Annotated in this window: 15 protein-coding genes; 8 read left to right on the top strand and 7 right to left on the bottom strand. The window is 70.8% G+C overall.

What is annotated here, in order from left to right; all coding sequences use genetic code 11:
- Positions 1–42 precede the first annotated feature (42 nt).
- Genes hppD through AW274_RS32350 form a run of 3 tightly spaced genes read left to right on the top strand, consistent with a single transcriptional unit; the run spans position 43 to position 3210 of the window.
- The gene (gene hppD / locus AW274_RS32360; RefSeq protein ID WP_062440454.1) at positions 43–1137 is read left to right on the top strand and encodes a 4-hydroxyphenylpyruvate dioxygenase; all 1095 of its coding nucleotides are present in this window, start codon (positions 43–45) and stop codon (positions 1135–1137) included.
- Positions 1138–1190: 53 nt separating this feature from the next.
- On the top strand, positions 1191–1748 hold the full coding sequence (locus tag AW274_RS32355) for an RDD family protein (RefSeq protein WP_083975157.1): 558 nt from the start codon (positions 1191–1193) through the stop codon (positions 1746–1748).
- A gap of 58 nt (positions 1749–1806) precedes the next feature.
- The gene (locus AW274_RS32350; RefSeq protein WP_062440448.1) at positions 1807–3210 is read left to right on the top strand and encodes a M1 family metallopeptidase; all 1404 of its coding nucleotides are present in this window, start codon (positions 1807–1809) and stop codon (positions 3208–3210) included.
- Here the strand turns inward: AW274_RS32350 and ilvA are convergent.
- The 4 genes from ilvA to AW274_RS32330 are packed head-to-tail and all read right to left on the bottom strand — an operon-like array spanning position 3197 to position 7302.
- Positions 3197–4411 (bottom strand): threonine ammonia-lyase, encoded by a 1215-nt coding sequence (gene ilvA, locus AW274_RS32345; RefSeq protein ID WP_062440444.1) that lies wholly within the window; start codon positions 4409–4411, stop codon positions 3197–3199. The two genes, AW274_RS32350 and ilvA, sit on opposite strands and share 14 nt — an antisense overlap.
- A 27-nt stretch (positions 4412–4438) precedes the next feature.
- Positions 4439–5086, bottom strand: a complete 648-nt coding sequence (locus AW274_RS32340) for a LysE family translocator (protein WP_062440441.1) — start codon at positions 5084–5086, stop codon at positions 4439–4441.
- Between the two features lie 7 nt (positions 5087–5093).
- Positions 5094–6113, bottom strand: coding sequence for an ROK family protein (locus tag AW274_RS32335; RefSeq protein WP_062440436.1), 1020 nt, complete (start codon positions 6111–6113; stop codon positions 5094–5096).
- A 13-nt stretch (positions 6114–6126) separates the two neighbouring features.
- The gene (locus AW274_RS32330; RefSeq protein ID WP_062440433.1) at positions 6127–7302 is read right to left on the bottom strand and encodes an FIST signal transduction protein; all 1176 of its coding nucleotides are present in this window, start codon (positions 7300–7302) and stop codon (positions 6127–6129) included.
- A gap of 209 nt (positions 7303–7511) precedes the next feature.
- On the opposite strand from AW274_RS32330, the gene AW274_RS32325 reads away from it, so the two are divergent.
- The 4 genes from AW274_RS32325 to AW274_RS32310 all read left to right on the top strand — a co-directional run bounded on the left by AW274_RS32325 (position 7512) and on the right by AW274_RS32310 (position 11653).
- Complete coding sequence (locus tag AW274_RS32325; protein ID WP_439648800.1) at positions 7512–8885, top strand: sigma 54-interacting transcriptional regulator; 1374 nt, start codon at positions 7512–7514, stop codon at positions 8883–8885.
- Positions 8882–10828 carry a vWA domain-containing protein gene (locus AW274_RS32320; RefSeq protein ID WP_062440427.1) on the top strand — a complete coding sequence of 649 codons (1947 nt, stop codon included), beginning with the start codon at positions 8882–8884 and terminating at the stop codon, positions 10826–10828. The genes AW274_RS32325 and AW274_RS32320 overlap by 4 nt, the downstream gene beginning before the upstream one ends.
- A gap of 118 nt (positions 10829–10946) precedes the next feature.
- Positions 10947–11195, top strand: coding sequence for a hypothetical protein (locus tag AW274_RS32315; RefSeq protein WP_062338935.1), 249 nt, complete (start codon positions 10947–10949; stop codon positions 11193–11195).
- Between the two features lie 26 nt (positions 11196–11221).
- Complete coding sequence (locus tag AW274_RS32310) at positions 11222–11653, top strand: hypothetical protein (RefSeq protein WP_062338934.1); 432 nt, start codon at positions 11222–11224, stop codon at positions 11651–11653.
- Between the two features lie 6 nt (positions 11654–11659).
- Here AW274_RS32310 and AW274_RS32305 read toward each other — a convergent pair whose 3' ends face one another.
- Both AW274_RS32305 and AW274_RS40745 read right to left on the bottom strand, forming a co-directional pair.
- Entirely contained in the window at positions 11660–12799 is a 1140-nt protein-coding gene (locus AW274_RS32305; protein ID WP_062440424.1) for a cystathionine gamma-synthase, read from the bottom strand.
- A gap of 17 nt (positions 12800–12816) precedes the next feature.
- Entirely contained in the window at positions 12817–13008 is a 192-nt protein-coding gene (locus AW274_RS40745) for a hypothetical protein (RefSeq protein ID WP_157520845.1), read from the bottom strand.
- 76 nt (positions 13009–13084) lie between these two features.
- Between AW274_RS40745 and AW274_RS32300 the strand changes: the two genes are divergently transcribed.
- The gene (locus AW274_RS32300; protein WP_062440421.1) at positions 13085–14245 is read left to right on the top strand and encodes a sensor histidine kinase; all 1161 of its coding nucleotides are present in this window, start codon (positions 13085–13087) and stop codon (positions 14243–14245) included.
- On the opposite strand, the gene AW274_RS32295 is transcribed toward AW274_RS32300, so the two are convergent.
- Positions 14231–15601, bottom strand: coding sequence for a cystathionine beta-synthase (locus tag AW274_RS32295; protein WP_062440418.1), 1371 nt, complete (start codon positions 15599–15601; stop codon positions 14231–14233). The genes AW274_RS32300 and AW274_RS32295 overlap by 15 nt on opposite strands.
- Positions 15602–15678: the final 77 nt, after the last annotated feature.

Below are 15678 nucleotides of genomic sequence, written 5' to 3'. Positions count from 1 at the left end.
CACAGTTGCACAGGTTGGACACTGAAGAACAGAGTGGGCCCCATGAGCGATGACGTGTTCCCTGTCCACGGCATGGACGCGGTCGTGTTCGCGGTAGGCAACGCGAAGCAGGCCGCCCACTACTATTCGACGGCCTACGGCATGACCCTGATCGCGTACAAGGGGCCGGAGACCGGCAGCCGCGACGAGGTGGCCTATGTGCTCAAGTCGGGCGGCGCCCGGTTCGAGTTCCGGGGGGCGGTCAGGCCTGACACCGACCTCGCCCGCCATGTGGCCGCGCACAGCGACGGCGTGATCGACCTGGCCATCGACGTGCCCGACGTCGACGCGGCGTACGCGCACGCGCTGGCCCAGGGCGCCACGGGCCTGGCGGAGCCGTATGTGGTCGAGGACGAGTTCGGCAAGGTGGTGCTCGCGGCCATCGCCACCTACGGCGAGACCCGGCACACGCTGGTCGACCGGTCCAACTACACCGGCCCCTACCTGCCCGGGTACGTCGAGGCGAAGCCGATCGTGGAGCCCGGCAAGCGCATGTTCCAGGCGATCGACCACTGCGTCGGCAACGTCGAGCGCATGGAGGAGTGGGTCGAGTTCTACGAGCGGGTCATGGGCTTCACCCGGATGGCCGAGTTCATCGGCGACGACATCGCGACCGAGTACTCGGCGCTGATGTCGAAGGTGGTGGCCGACGGCACCCGCAAGGTCAAGTTCCCGCTCAACGAGCCGGCCCTGGCGAAGAAGAAGTCGCAGATCGACGAGTACCTGGAGTTCTACGGCGGCCCCGGCGTGCAGCACATCGCGCTGGCCACGGGCGACATCCTCGATACCGTCGACCGCATGCGCGCCGCCGGGGTGGAGTTCCTGGAGACGCCCGACTCCTACTACGACGACCCCGAGCTGCGCGAGCGGATCGGCAACGTGCGCGTCCCGGTCGAGGAGCTGAAGAAGCGGCGCATCCTGGTCGACCGCGACGAGGACGGCTACCTGCTGCAGATCTTCACCAAGACCGTGCAGGACCGGCCGACGGTGTTCTTCGAGTTCATCGAGCGGCACGGCTCCCTCGGCTTCGGCAAGGGCAACTTCAAGGCCCTGTTCGAGGCGATCGAGCGGGAGCAGGAGCTGCGCGGCAACCTGTAGATCTTTACTTCGCGGCGGATTTGTCCTGGTCCGCGACAGGTGATCACCTCGGCATGGCTTCTCCGACACCGCCGCCGGGCGATCTGCCGGGCCAGGACCCGTCCCAGCCCTGGACACCGCCGCCCGCGCCGGGCGGGCGTCCTCCGTACGGGACGCCCGGACACGGCGCCCCGCCACCGGCCGGCCAACCCCTCGCCGGCCGGTGGCGGCGACTTCTCGCGGGCGTCGTGGACGCCGTCATCGTCGGCCTCATCTCCTCGCCGTTCACCTACGAGTCGTGGTCGGCGGTCTACGACGAGCGCACCGGGACCTGGCACGGCGAGCAGGTCACCCACTGGTTCTGGGGCTTCCTGATCGGGTTCCTCTACTACTGGCTCTTCCACGCCTACTGGAACGGCCAGACCCCCGGCAAGAAGATCTTCCGCATGCGCGTGGCCCGCGAGGACGGCGGCCGGATCGGCGTCGGCCAGGCGGCCCTGCGCTCGATCGTGTACGTCGTCCTCACGGCGACCTGCTGCCTCGGCTTCGTCGACCTGGTCTGGATTTTGTTCGACCGCAGAAAGCAGGCGTTGCACGACAAAGCGGCATCAACCCTGGTCGTCGATGCCTGAACGTGTCCGTGACCTCGCATAAGGTGTCCCGGCAGGGTCGGTTCGGGGAGGGGCACCCATGCGGTTGGCCAGGGCGCTGTCAGGCGCGCTCATCGTCGTCACACTCGTGAGTTGTTCGCCGTCGGGGGCGTCCGACCAGCCGGTCGCGGGGTCGGGCTCGGCGGGCGCGTCCGGGATCGGCGACGACGACTTCCCCACCGACGGCAACGGCGGCTACGACGTCGGCCACTACACCCTGGCCCTGGGCTACGACCCCGCCACCCGGCAGTTGTCCGGCACCGCGACCATCGACGCGACCGCGACCGAGAACCTGTCGAGCTTCAACCTCGACCTCCACGGTTTCACCGTCAGCGCGGTGACGGTCGGCGGGCGCCCGGCGGCCTACACCCGGTCGGGCGACGAGATGACCGTCACGGCCGAGTTGTCCAAGGGGGCGCCGTTCCGCACGGCGGTCACCTACCAGGGCGAGCCCCAGCCGGTCCGCAACTCCCCCAACCTCGGCACCTACGGCTTCGTGCCCACGAGCGACGGCTCCTTCGTCGCCTCCGAGCCCAACGGCGCCAAGACCTGGTTCCCCGGCAACGACCACCCGGCCGACAAGGCGACCTACGAGTTCCGGCTGACCGTGCCCGACGGCGTGACCGCCATCGCCAACGGCGAGCTGGCCGGCCAACCCGCGTCGGCGGGCGGGAAGACCACGTTCGTCTGGCGCGAGACCAACCCGATGGTGAGCTACCTGGCGACCATGACGACCGGGAAGTTCCTGGTGAAGACAGGCGACACCGAGGGCGGCATCCCCGTCTACGCCGCCGTCGACCCGCGCTACCAGAGCCAGCTCGACCGGGTCTTCGAGGTGTCGGCGCGCATCACCGACTACTGGGTGACGGTCTTCGGGCCCTACCCGTTCAAGTCGACCGGCGGGATCGTCGACGACTACGCGTCGGGTTACGCGCTGGAGAACCAGACCAAGCCGATCTACGGCGGCTTCGAGCCCGACGAGGGCATCATCTCCCACGAGCTGGCCCACCAGTGGTTCGGCGACAGCGTGAGCATCTCCCGCTGGAAGGACCTGTGGCTCAACGAGGGCTTCGCGACCTACGCCGAGTGGTTGTGGACCGAGCACCGCGGCCAGGCGACCGCCCAGCAGACCTTCGACCGCCACTACGCCAACGCCACCGACCCGATGTGGAACTACCCGCCCGGGGTGGCGCAGAAGGCCGACCTGTTCAACAACTCGGTCTACGCCCGGGGCGCGATGACCCTCCACGCGCTGCGCGCGACGGTCGGCGACGACGCCTTCTTCAAGATCATCCGCCAGTGGGCGAGCGACCACCGCCACGGCAACGCCACCACCGAGCAGTTCACCACCCTGGCCGAGAAGGTCTCGGGGCAGAAGCTCGGCGAGCTTTTCGGCCAGTGGCTCTTCGACAAGGGCCGCCCGAACCCGATCACGAAAAGATGAGCTTGTAGCCGTCTCGCCTGAGGGCGGCCAGCACGTCGTCGCAGTGGTCGGGGCCGCGGGTCTCCAGCTGGAGCAGCACCTCGGCCTCGTCGAGGTGGAGCCGGGCGCCGACCCGTTCGTGCACCACGTCGAGCACGTTGGCCTTGAGCTCCGCCAGCCTCCTGAGCAGGGCGGCGAGCGCGCCGGGCCGGTCGGCCAGGCGGATGCGGAAGGCCAGGTATCGCCCGGCGGCGGCGAGGCCGTGGCGCAATACCCGGGCCAGCAGCAGCGGGTCGATGTTGCCGCCCGACAACACCGCGACGACCGGGGGCTCGAAGGCGCGCGGCTTGTCGAGCAGGGCGGCCACCCCGGCGGCGCCCGCCGGCTCGACGACCATCTTGCCGCGTTCGAGGCAGAGCAGCAGGGCCCGTGACAACGACTCCTCCGAGACGGTCACCACCTGGTCGACCAGGTAGTGGATCATCTCGAACGGCAGGTCGCCGGGCCGCCCGACGGCGATGCCGTCGGCCATGGTGAACTGCGGCTCGACCATCACCGGGTGGCCGGCCGCGAGCGACTCGGGATAGGCGGCGGCGCGTTCGGCCTGGACGCCGACCACCCGTACACCCGGACGGAGGTGTTTGGCCGCCAGGGCCACCCCGGCCGCGAGGCCCCCGCCGCCGATGGCGACCACGATGGTGCCCGTCTCGGGGAGCTGTTCGATGATCTCCAGCCCGATCGTGGCCTGACCGGCGATGACGTCGGGGTGGTCGAAGGGGTGGATGAAGATCGCGCCGGTCTCGTCGGCGTGGCGGCGGGCGGCCTGCAGGGCGTGGTCGACGGTGTGCCCGGCGAAGATGACCTCGGCGCCGTAGCCCCGGGTGGCCTCGACCTTGGGCAGCGGCGCGCCCTCGGGCATGTAGACGGTCGACTTGGCCCCCAGCAGCCCCGAACCGAAGGCCACTCCCTGGGCGTGGTTGCCCGCGCTGGCCGCGACGACGCCCCGGGCCCGCTCCTCCTCGGTCAGCCGGGCGATGCGGACGTAGGCGCCGCGCACCTTGAACGACCCGGCCCGCTGGAGGTTCTCGGCCTTCAGGTAGACCGGCCCGCCGATCGTCTCGGACAACACCCGGGAGTGCACGACCGGGGTGTGGGCGATCACGCCCTTGAGGAGTTCACGGGCGGCGAGCACGTCGTCGTACGTCACCTGTGGTGCGGCCATGCGCGCAATCCTGCCACTACCCTGCCGCTACGACGTGGGCAGCACGGCCTTGGAGCGGTCGACGGCCAGGTGCACGGCGAAGGCGCCGAGGACGGTCCCCGTGACGTACCGCTGCATCTTGACGGCGGTCGGACGGGTCGACAGGTAGGCGGCCAGCCCGCCCGCGCCCAGGATGATGAGCCCGTTCACCAGGATGCTGATGCTGATCTGGACGGTCCCCAGCGCGAAGCTCTGCAGGATCACGTGGCCGTGGGCGGGCTCGATGAACTGCGGCAGCAGCGACATGTAGAGGATGGCGGCCTTCGGGTTGAGCAGGTTGGTGACCAGCCCCATGGTGAAGAGCCGGCCGTTGGAGTCCTCCGGGAGCTCCTTGGTGTCGAAGACCGACTGCCCGCCGGGCTTGACGATCTTCCAGGCGAGATAGAGCAGGTAGGCCGCGCCCGCGAGCTTGATCGCCGTGTAGGCGGCCGGCACCAGCGCGAAGATCGCGGTCAGGCCCAGGCAGGTGGCGATCAGGTAGACGACGAACCCGACGAACGTCCCCAGCAGCGAGACGAACCCGGCCCTGCGCCCCTGCGAGATCGCCCGCGAGGCGAGATAGATCATGTTCGGTCCGGGAGTCAGCACCATCCCGAGCGAGACGACGGCGATCCCCGCCAGCGCAGTCCACTCCATGAAGGCGTCAATCCCTGGCCGAACCGGGAATATTCCCGGGTGACCAGTAGCGGTCGCCGCCCACGATCAGGGCCGCCGCGCCGATCAGCCCCGCTTCCTGGCCCAGCAGGGCGGGGACCACCCTCACGCGGGACGAGAAACCCATCCGCGCGTGGAGCCGCAGGGCCTCGTCCAGGGGCTCGAAGAGCAGCGGGCCCGACTGCGACAGGCCGCCGCCGACGGTCACCAGGTCGACGTCGCACAGGTGGGTCGCCGAGGCGATGGCCAGGCCGAGGGCCCAGCCCGCCCGGTTCATGGCGGCGACCGCGATCTGGTCGCCCGCCGCCGCGTCGGCGGCCAGCTGGCGGCCGGTCGCCTTGGCGTTCTCGCGGTAGAGGGCCGCGGCCTCCCGCTCGGAGAGTTCGGGGTCGATGGGACCGGCGGCGGGGGTGCCGGGCACCCAGCCCTGGTCGACCGCCCAGGCCGCGAGGGCGGGGCCCCGGGCGATCGCCTCCAGGCAGCCGTTGCCGCCGCAGCCGCAGGGCGGGCCCGCCGGGTCGACGACCACGTGGCCGATGTGCCCGGCGTTGCCGGTGCCGCCGTTGATCAGGCGGCCGCCCAGGATGAGCCCGCCGCCGACGCCCGTCGAGACGACCATGCCGATCATGTCGTCGACGCCCCGGCCGGCGCCCTTCCAGTGTTCGGCCGCCGCCAGCGCGATGGCGTCGTTGTGGACGCGGACCGGCACGCCGGGGAAGCGCTCGCGAAGGCGGGCCACCACCGGGAAGCCGTCGCGCCAGCCGGGCATGTTGAGGGGGGCGACCACGCCCTCGGGCCAGGCCATCGGGCCGCCGCAGCCCACGCCGACGCCGTCGACCGTCTCGGCGCCGACCGTGGTCTCGATCAGCGACCACAACGACTGCCAGAGGGTCTCGGCGTCACCGCCGGGCGGGGTGGGCGCCACTTCCGAGGTCAGGATGTCTCCCGACGCGTCGGTCAGGGCGACCGCGCACTTCGTACCGCCGATGTCGATCGCCAGAACCGCCACGAAGCGGACTGTCTCACGACGAGGACGAGAAGACCAGGACGGAAGCCGTGAATCCGTGTACGTGGTTCACTCCGCCCACCGGCCCGACCTCCCCCGCGGCGAAGAACCCGGCGATCCCGATGGGGCCCAGGGTGTCGCGCAGCGCGAGGGCGTCGTGGTCGGGGGTGCCGAACATCGCCGAGCCCCGGCCGTTGCAGGAGAACAACAACGCGCCGTCGACCCGGCCGCCGGCCTCGATGTGGGCGTCGAGCAGTTCGTAGAGGTCCTCGTCGGCCGTCTCGGCGTCGCGGACCTGGAAGCGGACGGTGCGGCCGATCTCCACGACGTCGCCGATGGCCACGGCCTCGCGTTCGGGGTCGATGCCCAGCACGCCCCGGATGAGGAAGTCGCCGCGCTCGTGGCGTTCGGCGTACTCGTCCATGGCCACGCCGATCTGCAGGCCGCTGGCGACGAGTTCGCGGTCGTCCTCGTCGAGGGAGCTGACGATGTCCTCCAGCCGGGCCAGCGCGGGCTGGCCGGCCAGTTCCAGGAGCAGGTTGTCCTCGGCCGCCGTGACGATCATCGTCGGGCCGATCGGGCGGCACCCCTGGCTGACCACGGTGCTGATCTGGACGGGGCCGCTCAGCAGCACCCCGATCGCGCCCTCGGTGTAGACCTCGCCGTCGGCGAAGAGCCGGACCGAGCCGCGCCCGCGCAGCCCGTTGGCCAGGCCGCCGATGATCGGCAGGTTGCCCAGCACCTCGCCGGAGTGCTCGATGAAGGCGTCGGTCGGAAAGCTGTAGGGGTCGGCGAGCATGATCGCCACCCGGTCGTCGGGGTCACGTTCCGGCAGCCCGATCACCACGAACCGGTCATCGGCCCGCAACGACTCCAGCGCGAAGGTGGTCACCCGCGCCTCGCCGAGGCTGGCGGCCCACGCCGACACCGCCGGCGTCAGCTCGACCCCCTGCGCGTCGCCGATCACGCCGGTGGCGCTGCACCCGATCACCGCGGCGTCGGGGACCAGCGCCATCGCCCGTTGCCCGGCGCGGGCGACGTCGTCGGGGTCTTCCCCGCAGATGAAGAAGCAGACCAGGTCGGCGGGGCCGGAGAGACCTTCGACGGCCTGCCGGATGGCCGATTCGGCACTCTCCACGAGATTGGGCCCGACGGCGAGACCGTCGGCGAACCGGCTGGTGATTACCGCCATCGTCTCGCCCCCTCTTTACCGACAAGTCGTGCTATCTCGGGTAGTTGCCTTGCATAGGCTTCATGCCCCGTTTCTCCCCAGTAGCACGTTGCCGACGCGTACGGATCGTCACGCAATGGTCAAGATCCGAATCCCCCATTGGGGTGCCGGAACTCCGATCGCGACGTAGTCTCGATCCCGTGCACAAATCGCCAGCACCTGCTCCGACATTGAGCACTCTGCGCGAACTGCGCGAGAGCGGACATGTCCACCGGTCAGTCAAAGCCGAGATCCGCGAGAACCTGCTGGCCAGGCTGCGTGCCGGCGAGCCGAGGTTCCCGGGCATCGTCGGGTTCGACGACTCCGTGCTGCCCTACCTCGAACGCGCGCTGATCGCCGGGCACGACATCGTGCTCCTGGGCGAACGCGGCCAGGGCAAGACCCGGCTGATCCGCACGGTCGTCGGGCTGCTCGACGAGTGGACGCCGGTCGTCGCGGGTTGCGAGATCAACGACCACCCCTACGCCCCCGTCTGCGGACGCTGCCGCGCGCTCGGCGACGACGAGATCGTCGTGGCCTGGAAGCACCGCAGCGAACGCTACGGCGAGAAGCTCGCCACCCCCGACACCTCGGTCGGCGACCTGATCGGCGACGTCGACCCCATCAAGATCGCCGAAGGCCGCACCCTGGGCGACCCCGAGACCGTCCACTACGGCCTGGTCCCGCGCACCAACCGCGGCGTCTTCTCCGTCAACGAGCTGCCCGACCTGGCCGAGCGCATCCAGGTCGCGCTGCTCAACGTGCTGGAGGAGCGCGACATCCAGGTCCGCGGCTACAACCTGCGGCTTCCGCTGGACGTCCTGCTCATCGCCTCCGCCAACCCCGAGGACTACACCAACCGGGGCCGCATCATCACCCCGCTGAAAGACCGGTTCGGGGCCGAGGTGCGCACCCACTACCCGAGGTCGGTCGACGACGAGCTGGTGCTGATCCGCCAGGAGGCCATGGCCGACATCGGCGCCGACGTGCCCGACCACCTGGTCGAGATCATCGCCCGGTTCACCCGGCTGGTCCGCGAGTCGTCCGCCGTCGACACCCGCTCGGGCGTGTCGGCCCGGTTCTCGATCGCCGCCGCCGAGACCGCCGCCGCCTCGGCCGTGCGGCGGGCCGCCCTGACCGGGGAGGACCTGCCGGTGGCGCGGGTCTGCGACCTGCCGGGCATCGTCCACACGCTGCGCGGCAAGGTCGAGTTCGAGGTCAGCGAGGAGGGCCGGGAGATCGAGGTGCTGGCCCACCTGCTCCGCCGGGCCACCGCCGAGACCTTCCGCGGCACCCTGGGCGGCGCCGACCTCGCGCCGCTGCTCGACAAGTTCGCCCAGGGCGCCCAGATCGAGTCGGGCGAGCTGGTCGGCGCCACCGAGCTGCTGCGCCGGATCGGCCGCGTCGAGGGCCTGGCCAAGATCATGTCGCGGATCGGCATGGGCGAGGGCGACGAGTCCCCCGGCCACGCCGCCGCCGCGCTGGAGTTCGCGCTCGAGGGCCTCTACCTGATGCGCCGCCTGTCGAAGGACGACGTCGCGGGCGCCGCGGTCTACCGCACGTGACCTCCTACCGGTACGGCGAATACCAGGACGGCCCCGACCCCCTGGCGGCGCCCTACGACGTCAGGGGCGCCCTCGACGAGATGGGCGACGCCATCCTGTCGGGCTCGACCCCCCTCGACGCGCTGCGTGACCTGCTGAAACGCGGGCTGCCCAACGCGCCGGGGCGGCGCGGGCTCGAAGAGCTGCTCCGGCAGGTCCGCAAACGCAGGCGCGACCTGCGGCAGAACACCCGGCTCGACGGGATCCTGGAGCAGGCCAGGGAGCTGCTCGACCGCGCCCTCGACCAGGAGCGCACCGAGTTGTTCCCCGACCCGTCCGACGACGCCCGCTTCCGCGAGGCCCAGCTCGACAACCTGCCGGGGGACACCGCGAGGGCCGTACAGGAACTCTCCGAGTACGACTGGCGCTCGCCGCAGGCGCGCCGGTCGTTCGAGGAGCTGCGCGACCTGCTGCGGCGCGAAGTGCTCGACAGCCAGTTCAAGGGCATGCGCGACGCGCTGGCCAACCCCGACCCGGCCGCGATGGAGCGGGTCAGGCAGATGATGGCCGCCCTGAACGAGATGCTCGACCGCGACGCCCGGGGTGAGCACACCCAGCAGGACTTCGACGACTTCATGCGCGACTACGGGGACATGTTCCCGGAGAACCCGCGCAACCTGGAGGAACTGGTCGACCAGCTGGCCCGCCGGGCCGCCGCCGCCCAGCGCATGCTGGCCTCGATGACCCCGCAGCAGCGCGCCGAGCTGGCGAGCCTGATGGACCAGACCCTCCAGGACAGCGGCCTGGCCGACCAGATGCGCCGCCTCGGCGACTCCCTGTACACCCGCCGCCCCGACCTCGCCTGGAACTCCGCCGAGCGGGTCGGCGGCGAGTCGCCGATGAGCATGGGCGACTCGGTCAGCGCCCTCCAGGAGCTCGCCGACCTCAACGACCTGGAGTCGTCGCTGCGCCAGGACTACCCGGGCGCGCGGCTGTCCGACGTCGACGAGGAGGCGATCCGCCGGGCGCTCGGCCGGACGGCCGTCGACGACCTGCAGGCCCTCAAGCAGATCGAGCGCGAGCTGGAGCAGCAGGGCTACCTGCGCCGCAACCGCGGCAAGCTGGAGCTCACCCCGAAGGCGGTGCGCCGCCTCGGCGAGACCGCGCTGCGCCGGGTCTTCAACTCCCTGGAGAGCACCCGCCGGGGCGACCACGACCAGCACGACGCGGGGGCCGCCGGGGAGCTGACCGGCTCGACCCGGCAGTGGCGTTTCGGCGACGAGCAGCCGATCGACGTCGTCCGCACGGTGATCAACGGGGTGCGCCGGGGCGGCGGCGCGCCGGTGACCCTGAGCGTCGACGATTTCGAGGTGGCCGAAACCGAAAGGCGCTCGGCCGCGGCCGTCTGCCTGCTGGTCGACCTGTCCTATTCGATGGCGCTGCGCGGCACCTGGGCGGCGGCCAAGCAGACCGCGCTCGCCCTCCAGGCCCTGGTCGCGTCGAAGTTCCCGCAGGACTCGGTGCAGATCATCGGCTTCTCCAACTACGCCCGGGTGCTCCAGCCCGACGAGCTGGCCGGGCTCGAATGGGACATGGTCCAGGGCACCAACCTGCACCACGCGCTGCTGATCGCGGGCCGCCACCTCGACCGCCACCCCGACTTCGAGCCGGTCGTGCTGGTCGTGACCGACGGCGAGCCGACCGCCCACCTGATGCGCGACGGCACCCCGCAGTTCGAGTGGCCCCCCTCGAAGGAGACCCTCGAACTGACGTTGGCCGAGGTCGACAAGATGACCCGCCGCCGGGCCACGCTGAACGTCTTCATGCTGGCCGCCGACGAACGGCTCAGGGCGTTCGTCGACGAGGTCGCCCGCCGCAACGGCGGCCGGGTGTTCGCCCCGAACGTCGACAAACTCGGCGAATACGTGGTGAGCGACTTCCTGCGGGCCCGCCGCCGGTCATAGTGGACGAAGGGTGATATCGGTCTAACAGCAGGTGAGATCACCCTGTCCGGCGCCTCACAACCGGGCGACTCCGCGACCTCATAACGTGCGAGGCACCGCAGCGATTGGAGTCGCGCACATGTTGTCCAGTTTCATCCTCGTCGTCTCGCTCCTGCTCGCCTTCGGCGCCCTGGCGGGTTTCGCCCTCCTGGTGCACAGCATCAAGCGGGAGGACCGCCGGCGCAGCCTCACCCTCAGCCCCCAGAGCGCCCTGTCGTCGTTGTCGCGGCGCATGCTCGGACTCAACGTGGACCACACGGCGTGTGTGATCCACCCCGAGCAGGCCTGCCCGACATGCGCGAAGGTCGACGACACCCTGACGGTGTGAGGCGTGATCGCGATAGCCTTCGGCGCATGTCGTTCCTCGACAAGCTGCTGCTCTGGCTGCACATCGCCTTCGCCATCTTCACGATCGGCCCGCTGACCGTCGTCACGAGCTCGATCCCGCGCTACATCCGCAAGCAGGACCTGAACGTCCTGCACTACCTGAAGCGGATGGGGCGGGTCTTCGGCCTGCTGACCCTGGGCGTCTTCCTCTTCGGTCTGCTGCTCGGGGGCAGCAACCTGGGAGAGGTCTACCTCACCGTATCCATGACGCTGTTCATAGTCGCGGCCGTGATGCTCGTCATCATCGACCGCGACACGAAGAAGGCGATCGCGGCTCTGGAGAACGACGACCCGTCGGACGACGGGCGGGTCCAGACCGCCAAGATCGCCGCACTGGGCGGCATCGTCGCCCTGATCTGGCTGGTGATCCTCGTCCTGATGGTCTTCTTCAACCCGTAGGACGGGTCAGCCGAGGGCCTGCGAGAGGTCGTCGAGGAGGTCTCCGACGGTCTCGATGCCCACCGACAGACGCACCAGGTCGGCCGGAACCTCCAGCGGCGAACCCGCCGCGCTCGCGTGGGTCATCCGGCCGGGGTGCTCGATCAGCGACTCGACCCCGCCGAGCGACTCGCCGAGCGTGAACAGCCGGGCCCGGTCGCAGACGTCGACGGCCGCCTGCTCGCCACCCGCGACCCGGAACGACACCATGCCGCCGAAGCGCTTCATCTGCTTGGCCGCGACCTCGTGACCGGGGTGGCGCTCGATGCCCGGATAGAAGACCTCGATCACCTTCGGGTGCGAGAGCAGCAGGTCGACGACCCGCTCGGCGTTGTCGCAGTGGCGGTCCATGCGCACGCCGAGGGTCTTCACGCCGCGCAGGGTCAGCCACGCGTCGAACGGGCCGGCCACCGCGCCCATGGCGTTCTGGTGGTAGGTGAGCTCCTCGCCCAGCGTGACGTCGCGGGCGACCAGCGCGCCGCCGATGACGTCGGAGTGGCCGCCGACGTACTTGGTCGTCGAGTGGACGACCACGTCGGCCCCCAGCGCCAGCGGCTGCTGGAGGTAGGGCGAGGCGAAGGTGTTGTCGACCACGAGCAGCGCGCCGCCCTCGTGGGCGATGGACGCGAGCCGCTCGATGTCGGCGATGCCGAGCAGCGGGTTGGTCGGGGTCTCGACCCAGATGACCTTGGTCTCCGGCCGCATCGCCGCGCGCACCGCCGCGGCGTCGCCGAGCGGGACGGGGTCGTAGGCCAGGCCCCAGCGCTCCAGCACCTTGGCGAACAGCCGGTAGGTGCCGCCGTAGGCGTCGTCGGGGATGATCACGTGGTCGCCGGGCCGGCAGACCGTGCGCAGCAGGGTGTCTTCTGCGGCCAGGCCCGAGGCGAACGCGAGCCCGCGCACCCCGCCTTCGAGGGCGGCCAGGCACGACTCAAGGGCGGTCCTGGTCGGGTTCGCCGAGCGGCTGTACTCGTATCCGCCCCGCAGTCCGCCCACGCCGTCCTGCTTGTACGTCGAGACGGCGTAGATGGGCGGCACCACGGCCCCGGTCAGCGGGTCGGGTTCCTGTCCGGCGTGGATGGCCAGGGTTTCGAAGCCTTCAGTCATGGAGTCGAGCGTATCGGCTAGGCCGCCTTGCGCTTTTCCTTCGTTCCGAAGTCCGACTCCTCGAAGCGAGAGAGCAGGACGGGGTCGGCGAGCGCCAGCACGCCGACGAGCACCAGGCCTAACGCCACCAGGGCGATTGCGATCACGGTCACGGTGACCACCTCCACTCTCAATAGAACAAGACGGACATTCATCTCCATCTCGCCCATGGGAACGGTTCACCGTGCCGGGGTCGGCCGATCGGCCGATGCCCGGTCTACCCCTTTCGTCGTAGCCTCTGCGGTCGTGTGGGAAAGACTGAGCACCTGGACGCAACGGGCCGGCGAGATAGCGCTGCTGGGCCTGCTCGGCCTGCTCTGGGTGTTCGACACCATCCTGACGACGGCCCCGGCCGACAGCACGGGGGCGGTCGTCTGCTTCCTCGGCGGCGGCGCCGGCATCCTGGCGGTGGTGCTGCGCAAACGGCGGACCTGGCTGGTGACGCTCGCGCTGGCCGCCACGTCCCTGGGGTTGTCGGCGGTCATGGCCGGGGCGGACGACCTGCGGGCGGTGGGGTTCACCGAGGCGGGCGCGTTCATGGTCCTGACCATCACCGTGCTGCGCCGGGTCGAGCCGATCAGGAACGCGGTCGTGCTCGCCGTCGGGATCCTGGTCGTGCTGCTCAGCCTGCCCTCGCTCCGGTTCGAGGGCCCGGCCGACGGCTACGCGAGCGCGGCCACGCAGGCCGCCACGGTCGTGTACTTCCTCGGGTGGGGCGCGGGCGCCGGTATCGGCGGCTATCTGCGCGTCCAGCAGGAGCGCCGCAAGGTCGGCGAGGAGCGGGTCAGGCGGGGCGAGCGCCTCGAACTGGCCCGGGAGCTGCACGACCTGGTCGCCCACCACATCACCGGCATCGTCGTCCAGGCCCAGGCGGCCCGCGCGGTCGGCGAGACCCACCCGGAGGCGGTGCTCCCGGCGCTCGACGCCATCGCCGGGGCGGGCAGCGAGGCGCTGGCCTCGATGCGGCGGCTCGTCGGCGTGCTGCGGGCCGACGACCACGCCACCCGCAACGTCGGGGTCACCCTCGACGACCTGCGGACGATGGTCGGCCAGTTCTCCCCGGCCGCCACCTTCGACCTCGGGCCGGGCGTCTCGTCGCTGACCCTGGCCCCGGAGGTGCTGACCACGCTGCACCGGGTGCTGACCGAGTCGCTCACCAACATCCGCCGCCACGCCCCGCACGCGCCGTGGGTCGAGGTGCGGCTGACCACCTTCGACGACTCGGTGCGGCTCCGGGTCGCCAACCCCCTGTCGGCCGCCGACCCGCGGTTGTCGCGGCTCGGCGGCGGGTTCGGCCTGGTGGGCATGGCCGAACGGGTGGAGACGATGGGCGGCCACCTCATCGCCGGCCCGGTGGCCGGGCACCTGTGGGAGGTGGCCGCGGTGGTCCCCCTACCGGCCCGATAGGAAGGCGAGCAGGTCCTGCCTGGTCACCAGGCCGGCGGGCTTGCCGTCTTCGAGCACGACCGCGGCGTCGGCCTTCTCCAGCGCCTCGATGGCGCGGGCCACCGCCTCGCCGGAGCCCACCATCGGCAGCGGGGCCGACATGTGGTCGCCCAGCGGGTCGTCGGCGTGCACCTTGCCCCGGTAGAGGCCGTCGAGCAGGTCGCGCTCGACGATCGAGCCGACCACCTCGGCGGCCATGACCGGCGGCTCCTCCTTCATGACGGGGAGCTGGGAGACGCCGTACTCGCGCATGATCGCGATGGCCGTGGACACGGTCTCGTGGGGGTGCACGTGGACGAACTGGGGCAGCACCCCGCCCTTGCGCCCGAGCACCTCGCCGACGGCGTGCTCGTCGGCGGCCGTGGACAGGAAGCCGTAGTCGGCCATCCACTCGTCGTTGAAGATCTTCGACAGGTAGCCGCGGCCGCTGTCGGGCAGCAGCACCACCACGACGTCGTCGGGCCCGGCGTCGCGGGCCACCCGGATCGCCGCGACCGTCGCCATCCCGCACGAGCCGCCGACGAGCAGCGCCTCTTCGCGGGCCAGCCGCCGGGTCATGCCGAACGAGTCGCGGTCGGAGACCGCGATGATCTCGTCGCAGATCGTGGTGTCGTAGGTGGCCGGCCAGATGTCCTCGCCGACGCCCTCGACCAGGTAGGGACGGCCGGTGCCGCCCGAGTAGACCGAGCCCTCGGGGTCGGCGCCGATGATCTTCACCCGGCCGTTCGAGATCTCTTTCAGGTACCTGCCGGTGCCGCTGATCGTGCCGCCGGTGCCGACGCCCGCCACGAAGTGGGTGATCCGGCCCTCGGTCTGCTCCCAGATCTCCGGGCCGGTCGAGTGGTAGTGGCTGGCCGGGTTCTCGGGGTTGCTGTACTGGTCGGGCTTCCACGCGTTCGGGACCTCACGCGCGAGGCGGTCGGACACCGAGTAGTAGGAGTCGGGGTGGTCGGGCGAGACGGCCGTCGGGCAGACCACGACCTCGGCGCCGTACGCGCGCAGCACGGCGATCTTGTCGTTGGCGACCTTGTCGGGGCAGACGAACAGGCACTTGTAGCCCTTCTCCTGCGCCACGATGGCCAGCCCCACGCCGGTGTTGCCCGAGGTCGGCTCGACGATCGTGCCCCCGGGCTTGAGCGCGCCGCTGCGCTCGGCCGCCTCGACCATGCGCAGCGCGATGCGGTCTTTGACCGACCCGCCGGGGTTGAAGTATTCGACCTTCGCCAGCACCTGCGCCGGCGCGCCCGCCGTCACCTTGCGCAGCCTCACAAGCGGGGTGTTCCCCATCAGCTCGATCAGCGAGTCGTGTACGCGCACCGCGAGAACCACCTTGCGTTCTTTGCCGAAGCTTTGTCGGCCGGACGGCTGCCGCAGCCCGGAGAGGGTGGCCGGGG

The sequence above is a fragment of the Herbidospora daliensis genome (assembly GCF_001570585.1).
GTDB classification, from domain to species: domain Bacteria; phylum Actinomycetota; class Actinomycetes; order Streptosporangiales; family Streptosporangiaceae; genus Herbidospora; species Herbidospora daliensis.
The sequence above is the reverse complement of the archived record's forward strand: the minus strand, read 5'-3'. Positions and strand labels throughout refer to the sequence as shown.

What these genes read in the sequence shown, in the direction of transcription:
- AW274_RS40745 (WP_157520845.1), bottom strand. Translation starts at nt 13,008, where the DNA reads ATGGGCGAGATGGAGATGAATGTCCGTCTTGTTCTATTGAGAGTGGAG.
- hppD (WP_062440454.1), top strand. Translation starts at nt 43, where the DNA reads ATGAGCGATGACGTGTTCCCTGTCCACGGCATGGACGCGGTCGTGTTC.
- ilvA (WP_062440444.1), bottom strand. Translation starts at nt 4,411, where the DNA reads ATGGCCGCACCACAGGTGACGTACGACGACGTGCTCGCCGCCCGTGAA.
- AW274_RS32310 (WP_062338934.1), top strand. Translation starts at nt 11,222, where the DNA reads ATGTCGTTCCTCGACAAGCTGCTGCTCTGGCTGCACATCGCCTTCGCC.
- AW274_RS32315 (WP_062338935.1), top strand. Translation starts at nt 10,947, where the DNA reads ATGTTGTCCAGTTTCATCCTCGTCGTCTCGCTCCTGCTCGCCTTCGGC.
- AW274_RS32340 (WP_062440441.1), bottom strand. Translation starts at nt 5,086, where the DNA reads ATGGAGTGGACTGCGCTGGCGGGGATCGCCGTCGTCTCGCTCGGGATG.
- AW274_RS32355 (WP_083975157.1), top strand. Translation starts at nt 1,191, where the DNA reads ATGGCTTCTCCGACACCGCCGCCGGGCGATCTGCCGGGCCAGGACCCG.
- AW274_RS32305 (WP_062440424.1), bottom strand. Translation starts at nt 12,799, where the DNA reads ATGACTGAAGGCTTCGAAACCCTGGCCATCCACGCCGGACAGGAACCC.
- AW274_RS32350 (WP_062440448.1), top strand. Translation starts at nt 1,807, where the DNA reads ATGCGGTTGGCCAGGGCGCTGTCAGGCGCGCTCATCGTCGTCACACTC.
- AW274_RS32330 (WP_062440433.1), bottom strand. Translation starts at nt 7,302, where the DNA reads ATGGCGGTAATCACCAGCCGGTTCGCCGACGGTCTCGCCGTCGGGCCC.